Origin of the sequence: Chitinophaga fulva, assembly GCF_012927205.1 — a bacterium.
In the GTDB taxonomy this organism is placed as follows: domain Bacteria; phylum Bacteroidota; class Bacteroidia; order Chitinophagales; family Chitinophagaceae; genus Chitinophaga; species Chitinophaga fulva.
On record NZ_JABBGC010000001.1, the window covers coordinates 707,311 to 725,171 of the forward strand.

The 17,861-nt window shown below is 44.2% G+C and carries 10 protein-coding genes; 4 read left to right on the forward strand and 6 right to left on the reverse strand.

What is annotated here, in order from left to right; all coding sequences use genetic code 11:
• Positions 1-440: 440 nt before the first annotated feature.
• Positions 441-2,309, reverse strand: a complete 1,869-nt coding sequence (gene mnmG / locus HHL17_RS03095) for a tRNA uridine-5-carboxymethylaminomethyl(34) synthesis enzyme MnmG (RefSeq protein WP_169223327.1) — start codon at positions 2,307-2,309, stop codon at positions 441-443.
• 3,170 nt (positions 2,310-5,479) lie between these two features.
• Positions 5,480-5,911: an rRNA maturation RNase YbeY gene (gene ybeY, locus HHL17_RS03100; RefSeq protein ID WP_169223328.1), complete on the reverse strand. Its 432-nt coding sequence runs from the start codon at positions 5,909-5,911 to the stop codon at positions 5,480-5,482.
• 163 nt (positions 5,912-6,074) lie between these two features.
• On the opposite strand from ybeY, the gene HHL17_RS03105 reads away from it, so the two are divergent.
• Positions 6,075-6,311 (forward strand): FeoA family protein, encoded by a 237-nt coding sequence (locus HHL17_RS03105; RefSeq protein ID WP_206155898.1) that lies wholly within the window; start codon positions 6,075-6,077, stop codon positions 6,309-6,311.
• 2,001 nt (positions 6,312-8,312) lie between these two features.
• On the opposite strand, the gene nadA is transcribed toward HHL17_RS03105, so the two are convergent.
• The gene (gene nadA, locus HHL17_RS03110; RefSeq protein WP_168870870.1) at positions 8,313-9,320 is read right to left on the reverse strand and encodes a quinolinate synthase NadA; all 1,008 of its coding nucleotides are present in this window, start codon (positions 9,318-9,320) and stop codon (positions 8,313-8,315) included.
• Between the two features lie 766 nt (positions 9,321-10,086).
• Between nadA and HHL17_RS03115 the strand changes: the two genes are divergently transcribed.
• A complete protein-coding gene (locus HHL17_RS03115; RefSeq protein WP_169223329.1) occupies positions 10,087-12,180 on the forward strand; it encodes a peptidylprolyl isomerase in 2,094 nt (697 codons plus the stop codon).
• A gap of 105 nt (positions 12,181-12,285) precedes the next feature.
• Positions 12,286-12,792 (forward strand): DUF2480 family protein, encoded by a 507-nt coding sequence (locus tag HHL17_RS03120; RefSeq protein WP_169223330.1) that lies wholly within the window; start codon positions 12,286-12,288, stop codon positions 12,790-12,792.
• On the opposite strand, the gene corA is transcribed toward HHL17_RS03120, so the two are convergent.
• From corA to HHL17_RS03135, 3 genes are all read right to left on the reverse strand, one after another.
• Entirely contained in the window at positions 12,789-13,898 is a 1,110-nt protein-coding gene (gene corA, locus HHL17_RS03125; protein ID WP_317166510.1) for a magnesium/cobalt transporter CorA, read from the reverse strand. The two genes, HHL17_RS03120 and corA, sit on opposite strands and share 4 nt — an antisense overlap.
• Before the next feature lie 202 nt (positions 13,899-14,100).
• The gene (locus HHL17_RS03130; RefSeq protein WP_169223332.1) at positions 14,101-15,360 is read right to left on the reverse strand and encodes a DUF3472 domain-containing protein; all 1,260 of its coding nucleotides are present in this window, start codon (positions 15,358-15,360) and stop codon (positions 14,101-14,103) included.
• Positions 15,361-15,560: 200 nt separating this feature from the next.
• Positions 15,561-15,938, reverse strand: a complete 378-nt coding sequence (locus HHL17_RS03135) for a septal ring lytic transglycosylase RlpA family protein (RefSeq protein WP_169223333.1) — start codon at positions 15,936-15,938, stop codon at positions 15,561-15,563.
• Positions 15,939-16,080: 142 nt separating this feature from the next.
• On the opposite strand from HHL17_RS03135, the gene HHL17_RS03140 reads away from it, so the two are divergent.
• Positions 16,081-17,817 carry a thiamine pyrophosphate-dependent enzyme gene (locus tag HHL17_RS03140; RefSeq protein WP_169223334.1) on the forward strand — a complete coding sequence of 579 codons (1,737 nt, stop codon included), beginning with the start codon at positions 16,081-16,083 and terminating at the stop codon, positions 17,815-17,817.
• The last annotated feature ends 44 nt before the right edge of the window (positions 17,818-17,861 follow it).

Below are 17,861 nucleotides of genomic sequence, written 5' to 3' on the forward strand. Positions count from 1 at the left end.
ATTGGTTGCTTTTGACTAAAAAAAACAAGAATCTTTTTATTAGCCGTTTTTAAGCCCATTTTCAGGACTATCCCTTTTTTGAATAATTGGTATTACCTCCGAAGCGTTTCGCCAAATTTACCCCATTTCTGAAGACCGATTTTTCGGATTTTTACCCAAAAAATTCCATTTTCGGTATAAAAACATCAAAAGATAATTCTCTGTTTTAGAGATTGCCTTTCGGGAAACCGATGTTTTTAACAACGGATATTTTTGGGTGAATAATTTTTTTGGGGGTATACAATGAGAAATTTTCTTCAATAAAAATAAAGTATCATTCTTCTTCCATTTTCTGTTGACACCTGTTCATTCTTTCAGGTAGAAAAATAGTAATTCTCTCAAAATAAAAAGGGAGCATCTGAGCGATACTCCCTTTAGTTATTTTAATAAACCGGTTACTATTATCTTCCCATATAAACCATCAGGATTTGTACATCGCTCGGATTAACGCCGCTAATCCTGCTTGCCTGTCCTAATGTATGTGGACGGATTTTAGTGAACTTCTGTTTCGCCTCAGTAGAGAGAGACACCAGTTTAGTGTAATCGAAATTCTCCGGAATGATGAGGTCTTCGAGCTGGCTCATTTTTTTCACCAGTTCATTTTCCTTCTCAATATATACATCGTACTTGATCTGGATTTCTGCTTGTTCCAGCACCTCTCTTCCGAAACCTGCCAGTGCCTGTTCTATTTTCGGAACGGATGTTTTCATGGAGAAAATATCCAGGTTCGGACGGAGCAGTATCTGGTGTGCCCGTTGTTTTTGTGTGAGGGCGGCAGATGATTTTGATTCCAGCAACGCGGCGATTTCTTCCGGTTCTATAGAAAGTTCTTTCAGAATGGTCTTCACCTGTTCCACCTGTTCTTTTTTCTGCTGCACTTTAGCCATTCTGTCTTCCTTCGCAAGGCCCAGTTTAAAGCTTCTTTCCGTCAGGCGCAGGTCGGCATTATCCTGGCGGAGCAGGGTCCGGAATTCAGCCCGGGAGGTGAACATCCGGTAGGGTTCTTCCGTCCCCTTGTTAATCAGATCATCTATCAGTACCCCGATATAAGCTTCGCTTCTTTTCAGGATAAAGGGATCTTGTTCAGTAGCTTTCAGATGTGCATTGATACCGGCCATTAATCCCTGGCAGGCAGCTTCTTCATATCCGGTAGTACCGTTGATCTGACCTGCAAAGAAAAGATTCTGTACCTGTTTTGTCTCCAGTGAAAACTGTAATTGTGTTGGCGGAAAGAAATCATATTCGATGGCATATCCTGGACGGAACATACGGCAGTTCTCGAACCCGGGTACCAGGCGGAGTGCTTTCATTTGCACATCTTCCGGCAGGGAGGTAGAGAAACCGTTCACGTATATTTCCACGGTGTCCCAGCCTTCCGGTTCAACGAACAGCTGGTGTCTTTCCCTTTCCGCGAAGCGGTTGATTTTATCTTCGATGCTGGGGCAATAGCGGGGGCCGGTGCCCTGGATACGTCCCTGGAACATGGGAGACCTGTCGAAGCCGGTGCGCAGCATTTCATGTACGGCATCACTGGTATAGGTAATCCAGCAACTTCTTTGTTTCGCTGGTTGTATTTTTTCAACATCCAGGTAGGAGAAGCCAACGATTTCCTCATCGCCCAGTTGCTCTTCCATTTTGGAATAGTCCAGGCTTCTGCCATCGATACGGGGAGGCGTACCTGTTTTCAGGCGATCACTTTCAAACCCGAGCGATACGAGTTGCTCCGTAATTCCGGTCGCTGCTTTTTCAGCAACGCGGCCGCCGCCGAACTGTTTATCTCCAATATGGATAACACCGTTGAGGAAGGTACCGTTTGTCAGTACCACCGCTTTAGCTTTGATCTCATGTCCCAGTCCGGTTACCACGCCATAGCAACGGCCGTCTTTTACGAGCAGGCCTTTTACCATATCCTGGTAGAAGTCCACGTTTGGTGTTTTCTCCAGTGCTTCGCGCCATTTTGCCGCGAAAAGCATGCGGTCGCTCTGTACGCGGGGGCTCCACATAGCCGGTCCTTTAGAGCGGTTAAGCATCCTGAACTGGATCATTGATTGGTCCGTTACAATCCCGGAATATCCTCCGAGTGCATCTATCTCTCTTACAATCTGTCCTTTGGCAATTCCCCCCATAGCAGGGTTGCAACTCATCTGTGCGATGGTTTGCATATTCATGGTCACCAATAAAACTTTGGAGCCCATATTGGCAGCAGCAGCGGCAGCTTCACACCCCGCATGGCCGGCGCCTACCACAATGATATCGTATGATGGAAACATAATAAATTAAAGAAAGTGCAAAATTACGGAGAAGAAGGCACATTGTAGAGATAAACTCCAATGTTCCACGTGGAACATTGGGTGATTTACGCTCCATTGACAAACCAACAAACAATCCATTTGGGAATCCCGGAATCCTGATTTCTCTCTTTTTCTACTATTGGAAGCTACTGCATACACAGATGTTTTCTAGCTGGATGCTTCGCGTTAGCTCCTGAAGATTGATAATAGAAGTGACCGTTGAATTGGACCCAAACTGAGCCTAAAAAGAATTTGAGAAGGAAACAGTGAAAGAAAGTGGTGAAATGGCTTTGAGATAAATCAGTTCCGTTTGTACAGAAATAAAACCCTGGCGTCTGCCTCCTTTCCAAGGCGATCTGTTTTTTATTTGCATGGTATTCTGAAGATTTGATCTGCATGCACCTGCCGAAAAAGACATGTTTGAGCTCATCATAAACCAAGCTAACCAGGAAATAGAGCGTTCTCATCCCGAGATTTGGAGCAAATAGAAATCATAGTCGTGGGACTGAAATAAACCGGGTGCTCTAATTGCTGACCAGTTACTCCTGCAGGCTGGATTTATTCACGCCCTCTCAGGGAACACATACAATCTGGTCATTGCTTTCATTCTTGTGTTCATATCGTGGATGTTGACCACCCAGGTGATGTTGTATTCCTTGGTCAGTTCCTTCATCAGCTGATCTATCAGCAAGGAGGTTCTGGGTCAAGGCCGGAATAGGCTCATCGAATCATGGGTATTTAGGATTTAACAGGCAATCTCTCCCTGGCTTCGACCGGGAGTTTTTTGGCGTCACCTTTCAGTTGCACTTTCTCCAGACACCCGTACACTTAGGATAATTAAACCTGTATAAAACTGGCCCAATAAGAAAACCTAAGGTCCAGCTCCTGGATTTTCGAGTATTGGAGTAAGCAGGGAGGAAATGTGGATCAGGTTGTCTGTCCTAAATACGCACCTCGTGTTCCTGAAAGTTCCATCTAAAAATGCTGGTTTCAGGCATTTGGTACAGGAAAATTGCGAGGAGTAGTCACGATCATCGTGTTGAAATAAATCGGGATGTCTAATTCCTGACCTGTATTCCTGAGGGTTGGATTTATTCAAGCCACCCTCTCAAGAAGACGATATTTAAATCTGTATAAACTGGATCCATGAGAGAAAGCATAGCATCCCCCTCCCTGGATTTTGGAATATTGGAACCAGCAGGGAGGAATCATGTGATGTTGAAATGGGTGTCCTGAACATGCACTGGGTATCCCCGAAAGTTTTATTTAAAAATGCGGGTTTCAGGTTTTTGAAGCACGGGAAAATTGCGAGGGGTAGTTACGATCACCGTGTTAAAATAAATCGGGATATCTAATTCCTGATCTGTATTCCTGAAGATTGGATTTATTCACACCACTCAGAGAAGTGGCATTTAAATCCACCAAAAACCGGGTCAGCGGGAAACCAGAAAGATCTAGCCCCCCTGTTTTGACATGTAGGAACAGGGAAGGAAAAATCATAGATGAATGGAAATTTCCGGGTTGTTTGCCGGGCAATTCCAGATAACTGGGTTTATTCAAGCTTGCCACAGAGGAAGGCTTAAAGCCTGCAATAAATCAGGGGTCTATCCGGAAGCAAATAACTACCGGTTCCGATACCCTCCTTTAGGAATGGAGAATAATATACGATTCAGTACTTCCTGCGTCGGAAGTACTGAATCTAAAACTTCTAAAATGAGTTTGCTGAATGCCTATGAAATAAATCCTTTCTAGAAATACCGGATTGCGTATTCATTTCTAATTGGATGTAGTTTGATGAATGTTGCCTGGAAGGATTTAAAAGAGCAATACGATTCTGAGGAAGAAGTAGAAATGGTTGAGCTACCCTTAAAAGAAAAACCCTACAATATGTAAATACCAGGAACAGATTCTCCAGTAGCAATTGTACCTGATGAAAACCGAATCATGGAAATCACTTCTCAATTTTCCCTATGGCAGTTAATTCAGAAATATCCAGAACCAAAAGTCTATCTCAAAGTACAAGGGAAACTTCCTTGCCACCTTTAAAGCCAGGCAACTCCCGACACAAGATTATCCAGGAAATCTTTCATCAGGAACAAAGCTCCGGTATCCACAACTAGGATTCCCGCAAGCCGCTCCGACTCCCCCAAACAATAGGCAAACGGTCATTGAATGCTACATCATTGAGCCGAAGTGGTTTCAACGGTATTTACTCAAAGGCACAGCGGCTGACATAGAACGACCTGATTTCCTGCACAGGCCCTTTGGAAGGAGTAAGATTTAATACCTACATCTCCCTCAAAATTGTCTATTCTATCCGGAGGTGTAATTCGTCCCGGTCAAAAGCGAAATATTTCCAATCGAAAATTGGTGTGAACTTTTGTCCTGCTACAATACCTAAAAAGATCTCCGTTCCTCTTTTCTATTACACACTGCCATCCAAAAAACGGATCATCATAAAAGCTACTAGCCCCCTTATTTAAGCCCTATAGGCGCCCCTATGTCCACCGGTGCCATAAAATACCTAAAACGCCTGAGAATCGCTTTAAATACCTCTCTATTGCGATACTTTCAACCCAGGGGACACAGAATCCGGGAATAACCTCAAATCGTGGGCCTTAACAAGCGGTAGTAGCATCATTCAATTGTGTAGATTGATATTTCCGGCTTTCACGGGATATATTCAATTTTCCAGGAAATAATAAGGCTTGTTTCTACGAACAAAGAACATGCTTCAAGCTTGTCGTACTGTTTGGGTTAATCATAATTTTGATGGGAACATCTCTCACCAGGTCCCTTAGGGAGCAGGTCTGTATTTCAGCACCCCTGGTTCGACATGGTTGATACCAGCCGCCAATACCAGGGGGCCCCTTCTCCATATCATGGAAGCAGCCCAATATGCGCCGCCAAATAAAGAAAGTCTCTAATCCTCCTTCCTAAACCAGGCTCATGGTATGGGGTTTAAGTTCCAAGTAGGAAAATTTGCCCAATAGGCGAAATCCTTTAGAAAAACTTCTTATTGGTTATGATTCCTAACCGGGAAGGTAATTTGAGATAGGGGGCAACAATCTTTTTAAAAACATTCAATGTTCCACGTGGAACATTCCAAAAATTCAACTTAACGAAATGTTCCACGTGAAACATTTTAGTTATTCTAAAGACCCGAAATATTTAACGAGATATTCATCTTCCTTTTTGCGCATGAGGGTACTCTCTGTTTTACTTTTATCTCTAAATCCGCATAAATGTAAAGCACCATGAAAAATCACCCTATGCAGTTCCTGATTCACAGAAACATGAAATTTCTGCGCATTCTCTTTTACCCTGTCAATGCTGATGTAAATTTCTCCTTCTGTAACATCAGGATCCTCTCCCATCTCAAAGGTAACGATGTCGGTATAGGTATCGTGTTGTAAAAACTGTTTGTTGATCTCCAGTAAATAGGCGTCTGAACAAAAAACGTAGTGCAGGTCTTTTAACCCCTGCCCTTCATCGGCAAACAAATCCTTTAAAAAGGTCTTTAATCTTCTTTTCTCCTTCAGGTCCACTTTAACCTCGTGCGCTGTAAACTGAATCGCCATTGATGTATTGAATTATATAAAGTGGTGTAAAAGTAAAGTGAAATTTTGGATTGGATACCGGATTCTTTTTGCATATTCCCCGCCCGGAGGTACCTTTGCGCTGTCATTCATTGTAAAAAAACTCCCGTTGCCAAACTTAGTTTAAACAGATTAATACGTAGGTATGAAAAAAGGCATTATGAAATTATCTTCCCTGACAACAGGTAAAAGCGCAGTAATAATAGAATTTGAAAAAGACGATCTACATATTAAGTTGATGGAGATGGGCTGCGTACCAGGCGAAACCGTTAAAATTGAAAAAATTGCCCCCCTCGGTGATCCCATTTCAATTATGGTGGCAGGATATAATCTGTCTCTTAGAAAAACGGAAGCTGATCATATTTGGGTAGAGGAAATATAATTTTCCTCTACTCTCTTCTCCTACCCCATTCCCCTTTCCTTCTCCTCCTGATATAAAAAGAAATTTTTTTTGAAAATCGCCCTTCAATGTGAGAAACATTGTTGAAATGATATTTTTTTCCTGAGATATCGAAGATACCTCCCTATGTCATCCTGAAATATCTTTTCTCCACAGATTTTTGGAAAAAGGGGACTTTATTCACAGTTTTAACTACTGTACACGCTAATCTCCGCGTTAATCTCACTTTTCCACAGAAATGCATTCAAAAAACAAAAAAAAAATTTGAAAATGGCGCTTTTCCACAAAAAATGAGGCTGAAAAATAATTTTAGCAGGGAAGACCGAACTTTCCCCACATTTTTTGGCGACGAAAGACGAAAAAAAATGAAAAATAGAGATATATCCACATTTTGACTGTGAATGCTGTCATTTTTAGAGAAAAAATCCGGACTTCTCCACATTCCTATTCAAAAAACAAAAAAATTTTTATTGAAATCCATCTTTTTCCACAATAGAGGTTAATAATCATGCTTTTCGCTCGCTAAAAACAAAAAAAAATGAAAATAATGCTCTTTTTTCCACATCTGGCTTCAATTCTAGCTGAAAAAGAAAATAAAACGGTCCTTTTTCCACATTTTTGAAGCTTCATTAACGAAAACAAAAAAAAATTTGAAATTTTCCCTTTCCCTGGATAAAACAATCTCATTCCGGAAGATTTTACATTCAACGAGCTGCCTGAGAGTAGCTTTTCCGCCAAAATCCCGATACACCCCTGAAAGAAAAAATTTCATCGACTTCTCACGCGATAGTTAACGCTCCCAGAATTATCTCTCCCATCATCCGCTCAGCTCTACAAAAAGCATCGAATTCTCAACGCCTTGTCAAGCCACTGAGAATCCCACAGATTATTTTAAACACTCCCGAACCCGGAGAGCAAAAAATATTCAATTCTCAACGCACTACTTAAGCTTCGAGAGTGGCCTCTCTATCAACCTTTCTGCTCACCTCTCTTTCCTGCAAAATATACGCGATTCTCACGGCCCTCACTACACGCTGAGAATCGTACGCCTATTCCCTTATCTCCGGGAAGGCAATTCCCCTACAAATATGAAATTCTCAGCGCCTTAGGTACAAGCTGAGAATTCAATCAATTTTCCTCTACTGAATAATTTCTCACAATTAAAAATTCATTCGATTCTCAGCGCACTCCCAAGCGCCTGAGAATCGAATGAATTTTTCACATCCGGGGATACCCCAATACCGGCAGCATTCTCAGCGCACAGACAATGCGCTGAGGTTTTAACCAAAACTAAAATCCCGGGGTAACCCTTGATCTTCAATAAATATTCTATTCTCAGAGCACTCATAAAAATGAATTTAATAAAGGCCCTCAGGGCCAGCTTGCCCGGAAAAAAAGATTTTCATCCGTGGGTATGCACCAGTATCATATGGTTTTTAATGCCTCCTAATGCGGAAAACGCAAAAGCTCACTAAAAAATAAAAGCGCTGAGAATGGAGTGAAATATCAAATCACGGGGTGTGCCCATCATCTGATATTTCATTCAATTCTCAGCGCCTTCAAAAAATATGCTGTCTATGCTGCGATAAGAGAAAATTCCGGGGTCAGTAAAAACAATAACTCAAATAAAAGACTCTCATGAAACTTACAAGGCTTTGAGAATCTCATAAAAAAAAAATTTGCGGGCTAACCCAAGGCACAAAAAGAAAATTAAAATCTCAGCGCCTTCAAAATGAAAATTTAACCCGTTATGCACATAGTGAAGAGGAAATCAGGACGCCAGGTGTAAATAAACGGGGAAATGGTGTGAACAACAACAAATATCGCATTCTCAAAGCCTTCGTAACCTCCTGAGAATTAAATGGTTCTGATCAAAAAAGGAAAGCCCCGGGGTTGTGTAAACCTCGGGGCCTCGGCGTCATGAAAACAAGTTGATTAACTAAAAAATTAAATTTGAATTATATTGAAAATCAAATAGTTAAATTAAAGACCAGCACGTGCACTAATTTCCAGCATGCGTTCTATCGGCTTTTTAGCGGCGATTCTCAGACTTTCTTCCATGGTGATTTCCGGCTGTTCGTATTCCATGCACAGATACAGCTTTTCGAGTGTATTCAATTTCATGTGTGGACAGTCGTTACATGCACATGCATTATTGGGTGGTGCAGGAATAAAAGTCTTACCCGGATTTTCTTTTTGCATCTGATGTAGAATACCGGTTTCAGTCACCACGATATATTCCTGTGCATCATCTTTTTTGCTGAAGTTCAACAAACCGGTAGTGGAACCGATATAGTCAGCCACTGCCAGTACCGCCGGTTCACATTCCGGATGTGCAATAATTTTTGCTTTCGGATGCTGTGTTTTCAGTTTGGTGATTTTTTCCAGCGAAAAAATTTCGTGTACCATACAGGCTCCGTTCCACAGTACCATATCCCGACCGGTTTTCTTGATCAGGTAAGAACCGAGGTTGCGGTCCGGTGCAAAAATGATGGGTTGGTCTTTCGGAACACTTTCGATAATTTTTTCCGCATTGGAAGAAGTACAGATAATATCGCTGAGTGCCTTGATACCTGCAGAGCAGTTGATGTAGGAAATCACGATATGGTCTGGGTACTTATCTCTGAATTTTTTGAACAGTTCGGGAGGAGCACTGTCGGCCAGGGAACATCCGGCTTTCAGGTCCGGCAGGAGTACCTTTTTCTGGGGGCTCAAAATTTTTGCCGTTTCGGCCATAAAATGCACGCCGGCAAAAACGATAATATCTGCATCTGTTTTCGCGGCCTGTTGGCTGAGGCCCAGACTGTCTCCGATGTAATCGGCCACATCCTGAATATCCGGCTCCTGGTAATAGTGCGCCAGTACGATCGCATTTTTTTCTTTTTTCAGATTTTCGATCGCTGCAAACAAGTCCAAGGCAGGGTCAACCGGTATATCCAAAAATCCGTTATGCTGCAAATTTTTTTTCGCGACAGCGATTTCTGTAATCATAACTATATACTTATTTAAATATTTAAAAAGAAAAGCCCACTACTATTAGGGCTGTGAATATGTGGAAATTAATTTTCCAGCGCCTGTACAAATGTAGTTGTTATTCCTTTTTTATACGCTTTCCACATCTAATTAACACCCTCTTTCCGCGTCATTGCTGGATTTTACCTACTTCATCCACATAGGTGGATATCGTTGTTGGTGAAAATCTTTTTCGGCATGTGGGTATTGGAAAAATGTTAAAAGAACGCTTTTACTATCCACAATTCACCATCCCATTTTCTGAGGTAAACTTTTAGGAGAAAAACAAAATTAGTTTTACCGCAGTATAAGGGCACCTTTTCCCACCTTATTTTCAGTTTTACAGGTGGTTTTACACAGCAATTGTGGAAAAAAACCGAGCGGACGACAAAAACCGCCGGAAAGTGTGTGTATTGAAAATAACCCTGTTTTATTCACATTTTGCTGTGGATTGTTAAAAATGGCTTTTTCACAATTGTGCATAAACTGTCGGGTGACTGGTTGCTGCTGTTTTACGAAAATAGCTGTTCCCGCGGGCATTTTGAAACACTAAAGCATTGAAAAAAAGCGCATTGAAAAAAGGGGATATCTGTGGAAAACCTGTGAATGATAACCAGTCCACAAAAGTGTTAAAAAGGCCTCAAATCCTTTGCTGTATTGGGTTTGAACGGAAAAAATACTCTTTTGCAGTTACAGTTTATTTATTCTATTTTTGCTTTCCTTAAAAATGTAGACTATATAATATATGTCAGTAATTCAGAAAATCAGGGACAAATACGCCGTCGTGATCGTAGTAGTGATTTGCCTGGCTATTGTTAGTTTCCTGTTGCAGGATGCCTTTTTTGGCAAAAGTTCTCTCGCCCGCCGTTCTACTACTGTGGGTAAAGTAAACGGTGAAGAGCTGGATCTCGGAGAATACCAGCGCCGTATTCAGGATGCCGAAGCAGGCGCTCGCCAGCAGATGCCCAATGGTAATATTGACGAACAAACCCGTCAATATATCCGTGAGCAGGTTTGGAACCAGTTTCTGAATGAACAGATTATGCAGTCCCAATATGCTAAACTGGGTATTGCGGTGACTGAAGGGGAAGTGGTGGACCAAATTAAAGGTAAAAACCCGAACCCGATCGTTGTTCAGCAATTTACCCGTGATGGTCAGTTTGACCGCGTGGCATTGCAACAGACCATCGCACAGGCTCCTCAGAACCCACAAATCCGTGCGGCCCTGGCTCAGCTGGAAACCTACATCGCTAAATCCCAGGAACAGCTGAAATATATCACCCTCATTAAACAAGGTGTATATTATCCTAAATGGATGGCTGCCCAACAGCAGGAAGATAACAGCAAGACCGCTACTATCTCTTATGTAAGCGTGCCTTATGCTTCTATCGCTGACTCCACTATTAAAGTAACTGATGCTGAACTGAACCGGTTCATTCAGGACCATAAACAACTCTTTAAAGTAGAAGAATCCCGGAAAGTGGAATATGTATCCTTTGATGCTGTTCCTTCTGCCCAGGACTCCGCTGCTGCTATCCATCAGATTCTTGCCCTGAAAGCAGAACTGGATACCACTCACGATGTTGCCGGTTTCATCAACCGTAACTCTGAGATCAAATATTATGATGGCTACGTTTCTAAAAATGCAGCCCAGGTGCCTCAGAAAGATTCTATCGTAAATCTGCCTGTAGGCTCCGTATTCGGCCCTTACTTTGACAACAACCTGATCGTGTTTGCTAAAATGGTAGACCGCAAAAACATGCCTGACAGCGTGAAAGTGCGTCATATCCTGGTCGCTTCCGGTCCTCAGGGCGGTTTACCGGATTCTATCGCTAAAAAACGCGCTGATAGCATCGAGGTAGCTGTTAAAGGTGGTGCTGACTTCAAAGCGCTGGTTACCCAGTACTCTGATGATCCGGGCAGCAAACAAAACGGCGGTGAATACGACATCACGCCTGCTACACAGTTTGTACCTGAATTTAAAGATTTCGCTTTTGAAGGTTCCAAAGGTCAGATCAAAGTGGTAAAAACCCAGTTTGGTTACCACGTGATTGAAATCATGGATCAGAAAAATGTTGGTCCGGCTATTAAAGTGGCTTACCTCGGTAAATCTGTTGATGCCAGCAAAGAAACCAACAACAACGCTTACGGCGCCGCCAGCGATTTCGCAGGTAAAAGCCGTACCGCTGTTAATTTCGAAAAGAATGTTCAACAAGGTAAACTGAATAAAAGAATTGCTGATAACCTCCGCCCGATGGATTTTGTAATCCCAGGTATCGGACAGTCCCGAGAATTGGTTCGCTGGGCTTACGAAGCTAAAAAAGGAGATGTGAGCACAGTGTTTACTTTTGATGATAAATATGTAGTAGCTGTACTGACCAGCGTTCGTGCTGAAGGTACTGCTCCGCTGGATGACGTAAGACCTCAGGTAGAAGCTGAAGTGAAAAAACATAAGAAAGCTGAACAGATCATCGCGAAACTGCAAACTCCAGCCAGCCTGGACGCAGCAGCTAAATCTTCCAATCAGCCAGTGCTGAAAGCAGAAGGTGTAAGCTTCGCTTCTCCGTTCATCGCTTCTCTGGGCTTCGAGCCTCGTGTTGCCGGTGCTTCTTTCAACAAAAGCTGGGGTATCGCCAAAGTATCTGCTCCCATTGAAGGTAATGCTGCAGTATACGTGATCAAAGCTGACAGCTATGAGCCTGTTGCACAACCTGCACAGGACCTGGCTACTCAGCAGGCTGCTTACGAACAAGGTATCAAATCCCTGCTCGATCAACAGCTGTTTGAAGTGCTGAAGAAGAAAAGCGACATCAAGGACACTCGCGGTAAATTCTTCTAGTAGACGGAATACATTTTTAACTGACATAAGGAAAAGGGAGGCAGTAATGCCTCCCTTTTTAGTGCCCATATCTTCGTAAATTTGTTAGGTTAAATACAGACAGTTATGGATGAAATCATTAATAAAGTAGCACAGAGTGGCTTGGAAACCATTGATTTGGAGCAATTTTACCCCAAAGGGGAGACTGTCATTTTTGATATGAAAGACTATCTTTTTATGGGAATGATCCTGAAAGAGAAGGACTTTCGTACGGCTATGCAGTCACACGACTGGGAACAATACCGTGGAAAAAATGTGGGTTTGGTATGTACCGCCGACGCGGTAGTGCCCCTGTGGGCTTATATGCTGGTGATGACCAACCTGGAACCGGTGGCGGCCTATGCAGCCTTCGGCGACGCGGAGTTTATATATAAAACATTGTATCTGAAGAATTTATCCACCCTGGATGTAGCTGCTTTTGAAGATAAACGTATCGTGATCAAAGGTTGTGGCGACCAGCGGGTGGGTGAAGTGGCTTATGCGGAAATAACCCGGCTGCTGCGCCCGGTAGCCAAGAGTATTATGTACGGGGAACCTTGTTCTTCTGTACCGGTTTATAAGAAAAAGGCCTAAAACCAGCCCCGTTTCCTGAAAATCAGGATCATCAGTATGAGGAGCAGTCCCATACCACCCAGGGTATAGAAATAACCATTGTGGCTTTCCAACTCCGGCATGTTGTGGAAGTTCATGCCATAAATACCGGCAATCAGTGTTAATGGTGTTAGTAACGTGGTTACTACCGCCAGCACTTTCATGATTTCATTCATTTTGAGATTGAGCTGGGTATGGTACATCTCCTGTACGTTTAGGATCATGTCGCGGTAGTTATCTGCCAGGTCATTACATTGGATGATGTGGTCGTACACATCTTTGTAATACTTGGTGACATTGTCTTCCAGCAGTTCGCTTTCGCTTTTGAGGAAACCGTTTACCAGCTCGCGAACAGGTGCTATTGCCCTTTTGAAGAGAAATACCTGACGGCGGAGGAAGTTGATCCGCGCGAGTGTCCGGGTATTGGGTTCATGCTGTACCACATCTTCCATGAGCTCTATTCTTTCCCCCAGTTTATCCAGCACGGTAAAATAACTGTCTACAATCACGTCCAGCAGCGAATAACAGAGAAAATCCATGGAACCGTTGCGAATACGGGAACCAGGAATTTTGAGTTTATCCCGTACCGGGTCAAACACATCCCTGGTAGGATCTTCCTGGAAAGAAATCACGAAATTTTTTCCCATGACGATGCTCACCTGTTCCTGGTCTATGGTAGATGCTTCGCTATTGAAATACATCATCGGCAGGATGCAGAATAACCGCTCGCCAATGTCATCCATTTTGGCGCGTTGTCCTACGCTGAGAACGTCCTCTTCTATCAATGGGTGGATCATGTAATGCTGACAAATGGCGTGTACATCGTCTTTCCGGATACCATCCACATTGATCCAGGTGAAAGTGGGTTTATCACGATAGGCAAACACCTCTTCTAAAGACACCAATGTTTCCTCCGTACAGGCGTTACCACTATAATCGAAAACAGTGATTTTACTGGTTTCGGCTGGTTTGCGTGAAGCCACGCTCGTAGCCGGATTGAAGTTCATGATGCGCTGCCGCTTTACCTTGAAAGGGTTGAGCTCATCCAACACATCCAGTACGCCGGGAATAGGCAGTCTCTTTTTCACTGATTTAAGCATAAATACGGTATCTGCAAAGGATCATTTTCCAACCGAATTTAAATCAAAATCCGGTAAGGAGTGAGGAAAGTAAATTTCTCCCTTAAGTCCTATAGGGTATATAGGAAATTGATGTACTAAAAAGGCCGCAAAAACTTTGCGGCCTTTTTGAAGAATAACGATGACGGATACACGGTAACATAATAGCATACTAAAAACGGGGCAGTGTTATTTCCGGATGTTTACCGGTGGCTGGCCGTTCAAAGAAATCTCCGTATTTGGCATTGGCTGGTTTGAAGCCGCTGGTCCACAGATAGAACCAGCCGTTTTCGGAGCCCCCGCCGAAATCCAGGCGGTCTTTGGCTTTAGCGGTGGCATCATTCGTAAATTTAGCTTTGGTCAGCTCTATCCATTCGCCGGTATCTGTTTTTATCCAGTGATTGCCGTAGTAGCCTTTTCTGCCGAGGTGGCCATTTTCAAAAGAGAAATTTTCGAGGAAGGAGTACAGATGCCCCATGTACTTACCATCTTTCGGTGCGCGGAAACTGGCTATCAGCTTCCACTCATGATGTTCCGGCACATAGAAATACGCGGTGTAGGTGGTGGTAGTACCAACGGGAACGCTGTGCATCAGAAAGCGATAGGTTTCGCCGGCCTTCCAATTGTATTCCCAGTGACTGTGGCCGCCGGTGCCTTCGCCGCCAAAACCGCTGGCATATACGCTATCGCCCTTGGCGAGCATTACTACCTGGTCTTCATATTTTACGTTGTCACGTTTGTCGGGCTCACTACCGGCATCCCATACGGAGAAGATAATTCTTCTTTCAACAGCTGAGTTGACCTGCATGCCGAAATAACCACGGTGAAAGCCGCAAGACATAAAATAGGTGCCGATCTTGTCCTCTCCCGCCGGGACTTTTATTTCACCATAGAACCACTCCACATTTTTTCCTTCGGGAACAGGATAGTTGAGATGTACCGAAGCAGAGCGCCTCCATGATTTGGGATTGAACTGGATATCCTTGGTGGCGGCGCCTTCCAGGCTGATGCCTTTTACATCGGCGTATATCTTACCGGATTTTTCCAATCCTTTGAGGGTAATAGTGTAGAAACCTGTTTGCTTGATATTGGTTTCCAGTGCAGGAATGGTTACAAAATCATTGTTATTAGGAATGCTAACTATTTTTGAAATTCCATTCACGGTAACCTGCACTTTACTACCAGCATCGGAGCGAGCTTGTAGGGTGACTTTCAGTTTTCCGGTGGTGGCGGCGTGAAAATAGAAGTTGACCGTATTCTCACTGCCGGTCCAGTTTGTCACGCCCTTGTTTTCATTGATGTCCACATTTTTCTCCTCCGGATCAGCATAGGCCGTGAACCCGGGGAGTACGACGGGAGATGATTGCGCCGAAACCTGTTGTGTGGCCAGCAGGCCGGTGAACAGGGCGCAGAAAAGCATATTTTTTTTCATTGTTCAGTAATTAGTGTCAACAAATAAAACAGTCAGATTCACCAAATGCAACAATTGGCATCAAAATATTACACTGGAATGAGATTCCTTTCTTTCTACGGTATGAGAAAAAATATATACAACGGTTATGCGACCGCGGGCGCGGGGCTGTGCCTATCCTTCACCAGCAGGATACCCAGAGATCTGGTGTTTCTCCTTCCCTATTTTTTAGGCTTTTTGTATTTGATTTCCACGTTTGCAACGCCGGTATTGAGCATGCCCAGTTTCGAAGCAGCTTTTTTAGATAGATCGATGATCCTGCCGGGAGCAAACGGCCCTCTGTCATTGATACGTACCTTCACCGAGCGGCCGTTGGCGATATTGACAACTTTTACGCGGGTACCAAAAGGAAGCGATTTATGGGCTGCCGTCAGGTGCCGTTGCCGGAATGTTTCCCCGCTGGCAGTGCGTTTCCCATCAAAAGAATCGGCGTAGTACGAAGCTTTCCCATTTTGGGTAACCTTACGGCTACACGCTGTTGTGCTGATCATCAGTGTTGCACAGGCGAGTAACAGGTATGGATGTAGTGATCGTCTCATAAATAGGCCGCGGTTTAGTCGTATAAATATAATGATATTTTCTGATGGGTGGCAGGCCCGTTTATTGGAGCGATGGAGGCTTAAACAAAGTATCAATGCTGTTGTTTTTTAAAAGCACATCCTGAAAAATAAAAACATATTTATGGGAAAATCAGTTGCCGACCAATTAGTGGAGATGCTGGCGGATGCCGGTATCAAGCGTATTTATGCTGTTACGGGAGATAGTTTAAACCACATCAACGATGCGGTGCGCAGAGATGGCCGTATCCAGTGGGTACATGTACGCCATGAAGAAGTGGGCGCCTATGCAGCCGGAGCGGAGGCGCAGCTCAATGGGCTGGCCTGTTGCGCAGGCAGCAGTGGACCGGGGCATGTACACCTAATTAATGGATTGTACGACGCACATCGTTCGGGCGCTCCGGTGATTGCCATTGCTTCCACCTGCGCGACCAATGAATTTGGCAGTGATTATTTCCAGGAAACGAATACGATCAAATTATTTGCGGATTGCAGCCATTATAATCAGATAGCCAACACGCCTGCGCAGGCCCCCCGCATGTTGCAGGCTGCCCTGCAACATGCCGTGCATAAAAAAGGCGTGGCGGTGTTGGGACTGCCGGGAGATGTGGCTTCGGCTGAGGCGGAAAATATCACTACCGCCATGAAAGTATACCGGCCCGCTGCGGTGCTGCGGCCTGCGGAAACAGAACTGCAACAGCTGGCATCGTTGCTGCAGTCAGCCGAAAAGGTGGCTATTTACTGCGGGCTGGGCGCTACTGCCGCTCATGATGAAGTGGTAACACTGGCCGCCCTGCTGAAAGCACCGGTGGGGTATTCTTTCCGCGCTAAAATGGGCATGGAATACGACAATCCGCATGAAGTAGGGATGACAGGGCTGTTGGGACTGGCATCTGCCTATAAAAGTATGCACGAGGCAGATGTAGTGCTGCTGTTAGGGACCGATTTTCCATATACTCCTTTTATGCCGGAAAACGCGAAGATTGTGCAGATAGATAATCAGCCGGAAAGACTGGGCCGCCGTGCATCCCTTGAAATGGGCCTCTGTGGGGATATTGCTCCTACCCTGCAGGCATTGTTGCCCATGATACCGGACAAAAAGGACCGCAAATTCCTGGATACGATGCTGGAATTCCACGAAGAGGTAAAGCGGAAATTAAATACTTATGTGGAAGACCGTGGTAAAGAAGAAGCTATCAGTCCGGAGTATGTGGCAACGGTGATCAGCCAGCTGGCTGCAAAGGATGCTATTTTCACCGTAGATACCGGCATGACCAATGTTTGGACAGCACGTTATATCGAAGCAACCGGGAAGCGTACTCTGTTGGGGTCATTCAATCATGGCTCCATGGCCAATGCCATGCCGCAGGCCATCGGTGCTGCTTTGTGCCAGCCGGGCCGTGAAGTGTACGCCCTTTGTGGCGATGGTGGGCTTACCATGCTACTGGGTGATCTGATGACCATCCGGCAATATAATCTCCCAGTAAAAGTGATTGTCTTTAACAACAGGGCATTGGGTATGGTGAAACTGGAAATGGAAGTTGCTGGTTTACCGGACTGGCAAACGGATATGGTCAATCCTGACTTTGCCGGAGTGGCCACAGCGATGGGCTTTACAGCCTTTGCCATCCGTACACCCGAAGAAGTAGAGCCGATACTCACCAAGGTAAGAGATGCCTCAGGACCTGTGCTGGTCAATGTTTTCACGAATCCTTCTTCTTTGGCTATGCCGCCGAGGATAGAATTTGAACAGATGAAAGGATATGCTTTGTGGATGGGTAAACTGATACTGGGAGGAAGATTGGACGATGTGCTGGAGGCCGTAAAGTCAAACTACAAACATATCAAAGATGTGTTATAGATAATAAAGCAAAACGGATTGTGCATATGCACAATCCGTTTTGC

What these genes read in the sequence shown, in the direction of transcription:
- mnmG (WP_169223327.1), bottom strand. Translation starts at nt 2,309, where the DNA reads ATGTTTCCATCATACGATATCATTGTGGTAGGCGCCGGCCATGCGGGG.
- ybeY (WP_169223328.1), bottom strand. Translation starts at nt 5,911, where the DNA reads ATGGCGATTCAGTTTACAGCGCACGAGGTTAAAGTGGACCTGAAGGAG.
- HHL17_RS03105 (WP_206155898.1), top strand. Translation starts at nt 6,075, where the DNA reads ATGAAAAAAGGCATTATGAAATTATCTTCCCTGACAACAGGTAAAAGC.
- nadA (WP_168870870.1), bottom strand. Translation starts at nt 9,320, where the DNA reads ATGATTACAGAAATCGCTGTCGCGAAAAAAAATTTGCAGCATAACGGA.
- HHL17_RS03115 (WP_169223329.1), top strand. Translation starts at nt 10,087, where the DNA reads ATGTCAGTAATTCAGAAAATCAGGGACAAATACGCCGTCGTGATCGTA.
- HHL17_RS03120 (WP_169223330.1), top strand. Translation starts at nt 12,286, where the DNA reads ATGGATGAAATCATTAATAAAGTAGCACAGAGTGGCTTGGAAACCATT.
- HHL17_RS03130 (WP_169223332.1), bottom strand. Translation starts at nt 15,360, where the DNA reads ATGAAAAAAAATATGCTTTTCTGCGCCCTGTTCACCGGCCTGCTGGCC.
- HHL17_RS03135 (WP_169223333.1), bottom strand. Translation starts at nt 15,938, where the DNA reads ATGAGACGATCACTACATCCATACCTGTTACTCGCCTGTGCAACACTG.
- HHL17_RS03140 (WP_169223334.1), top strand. Translation starts at nt 16,081, where the DNA reads ATGGGAAAATCAGTTGCCGACCAATTAGTGGAGATGCTGGCGGATGCC.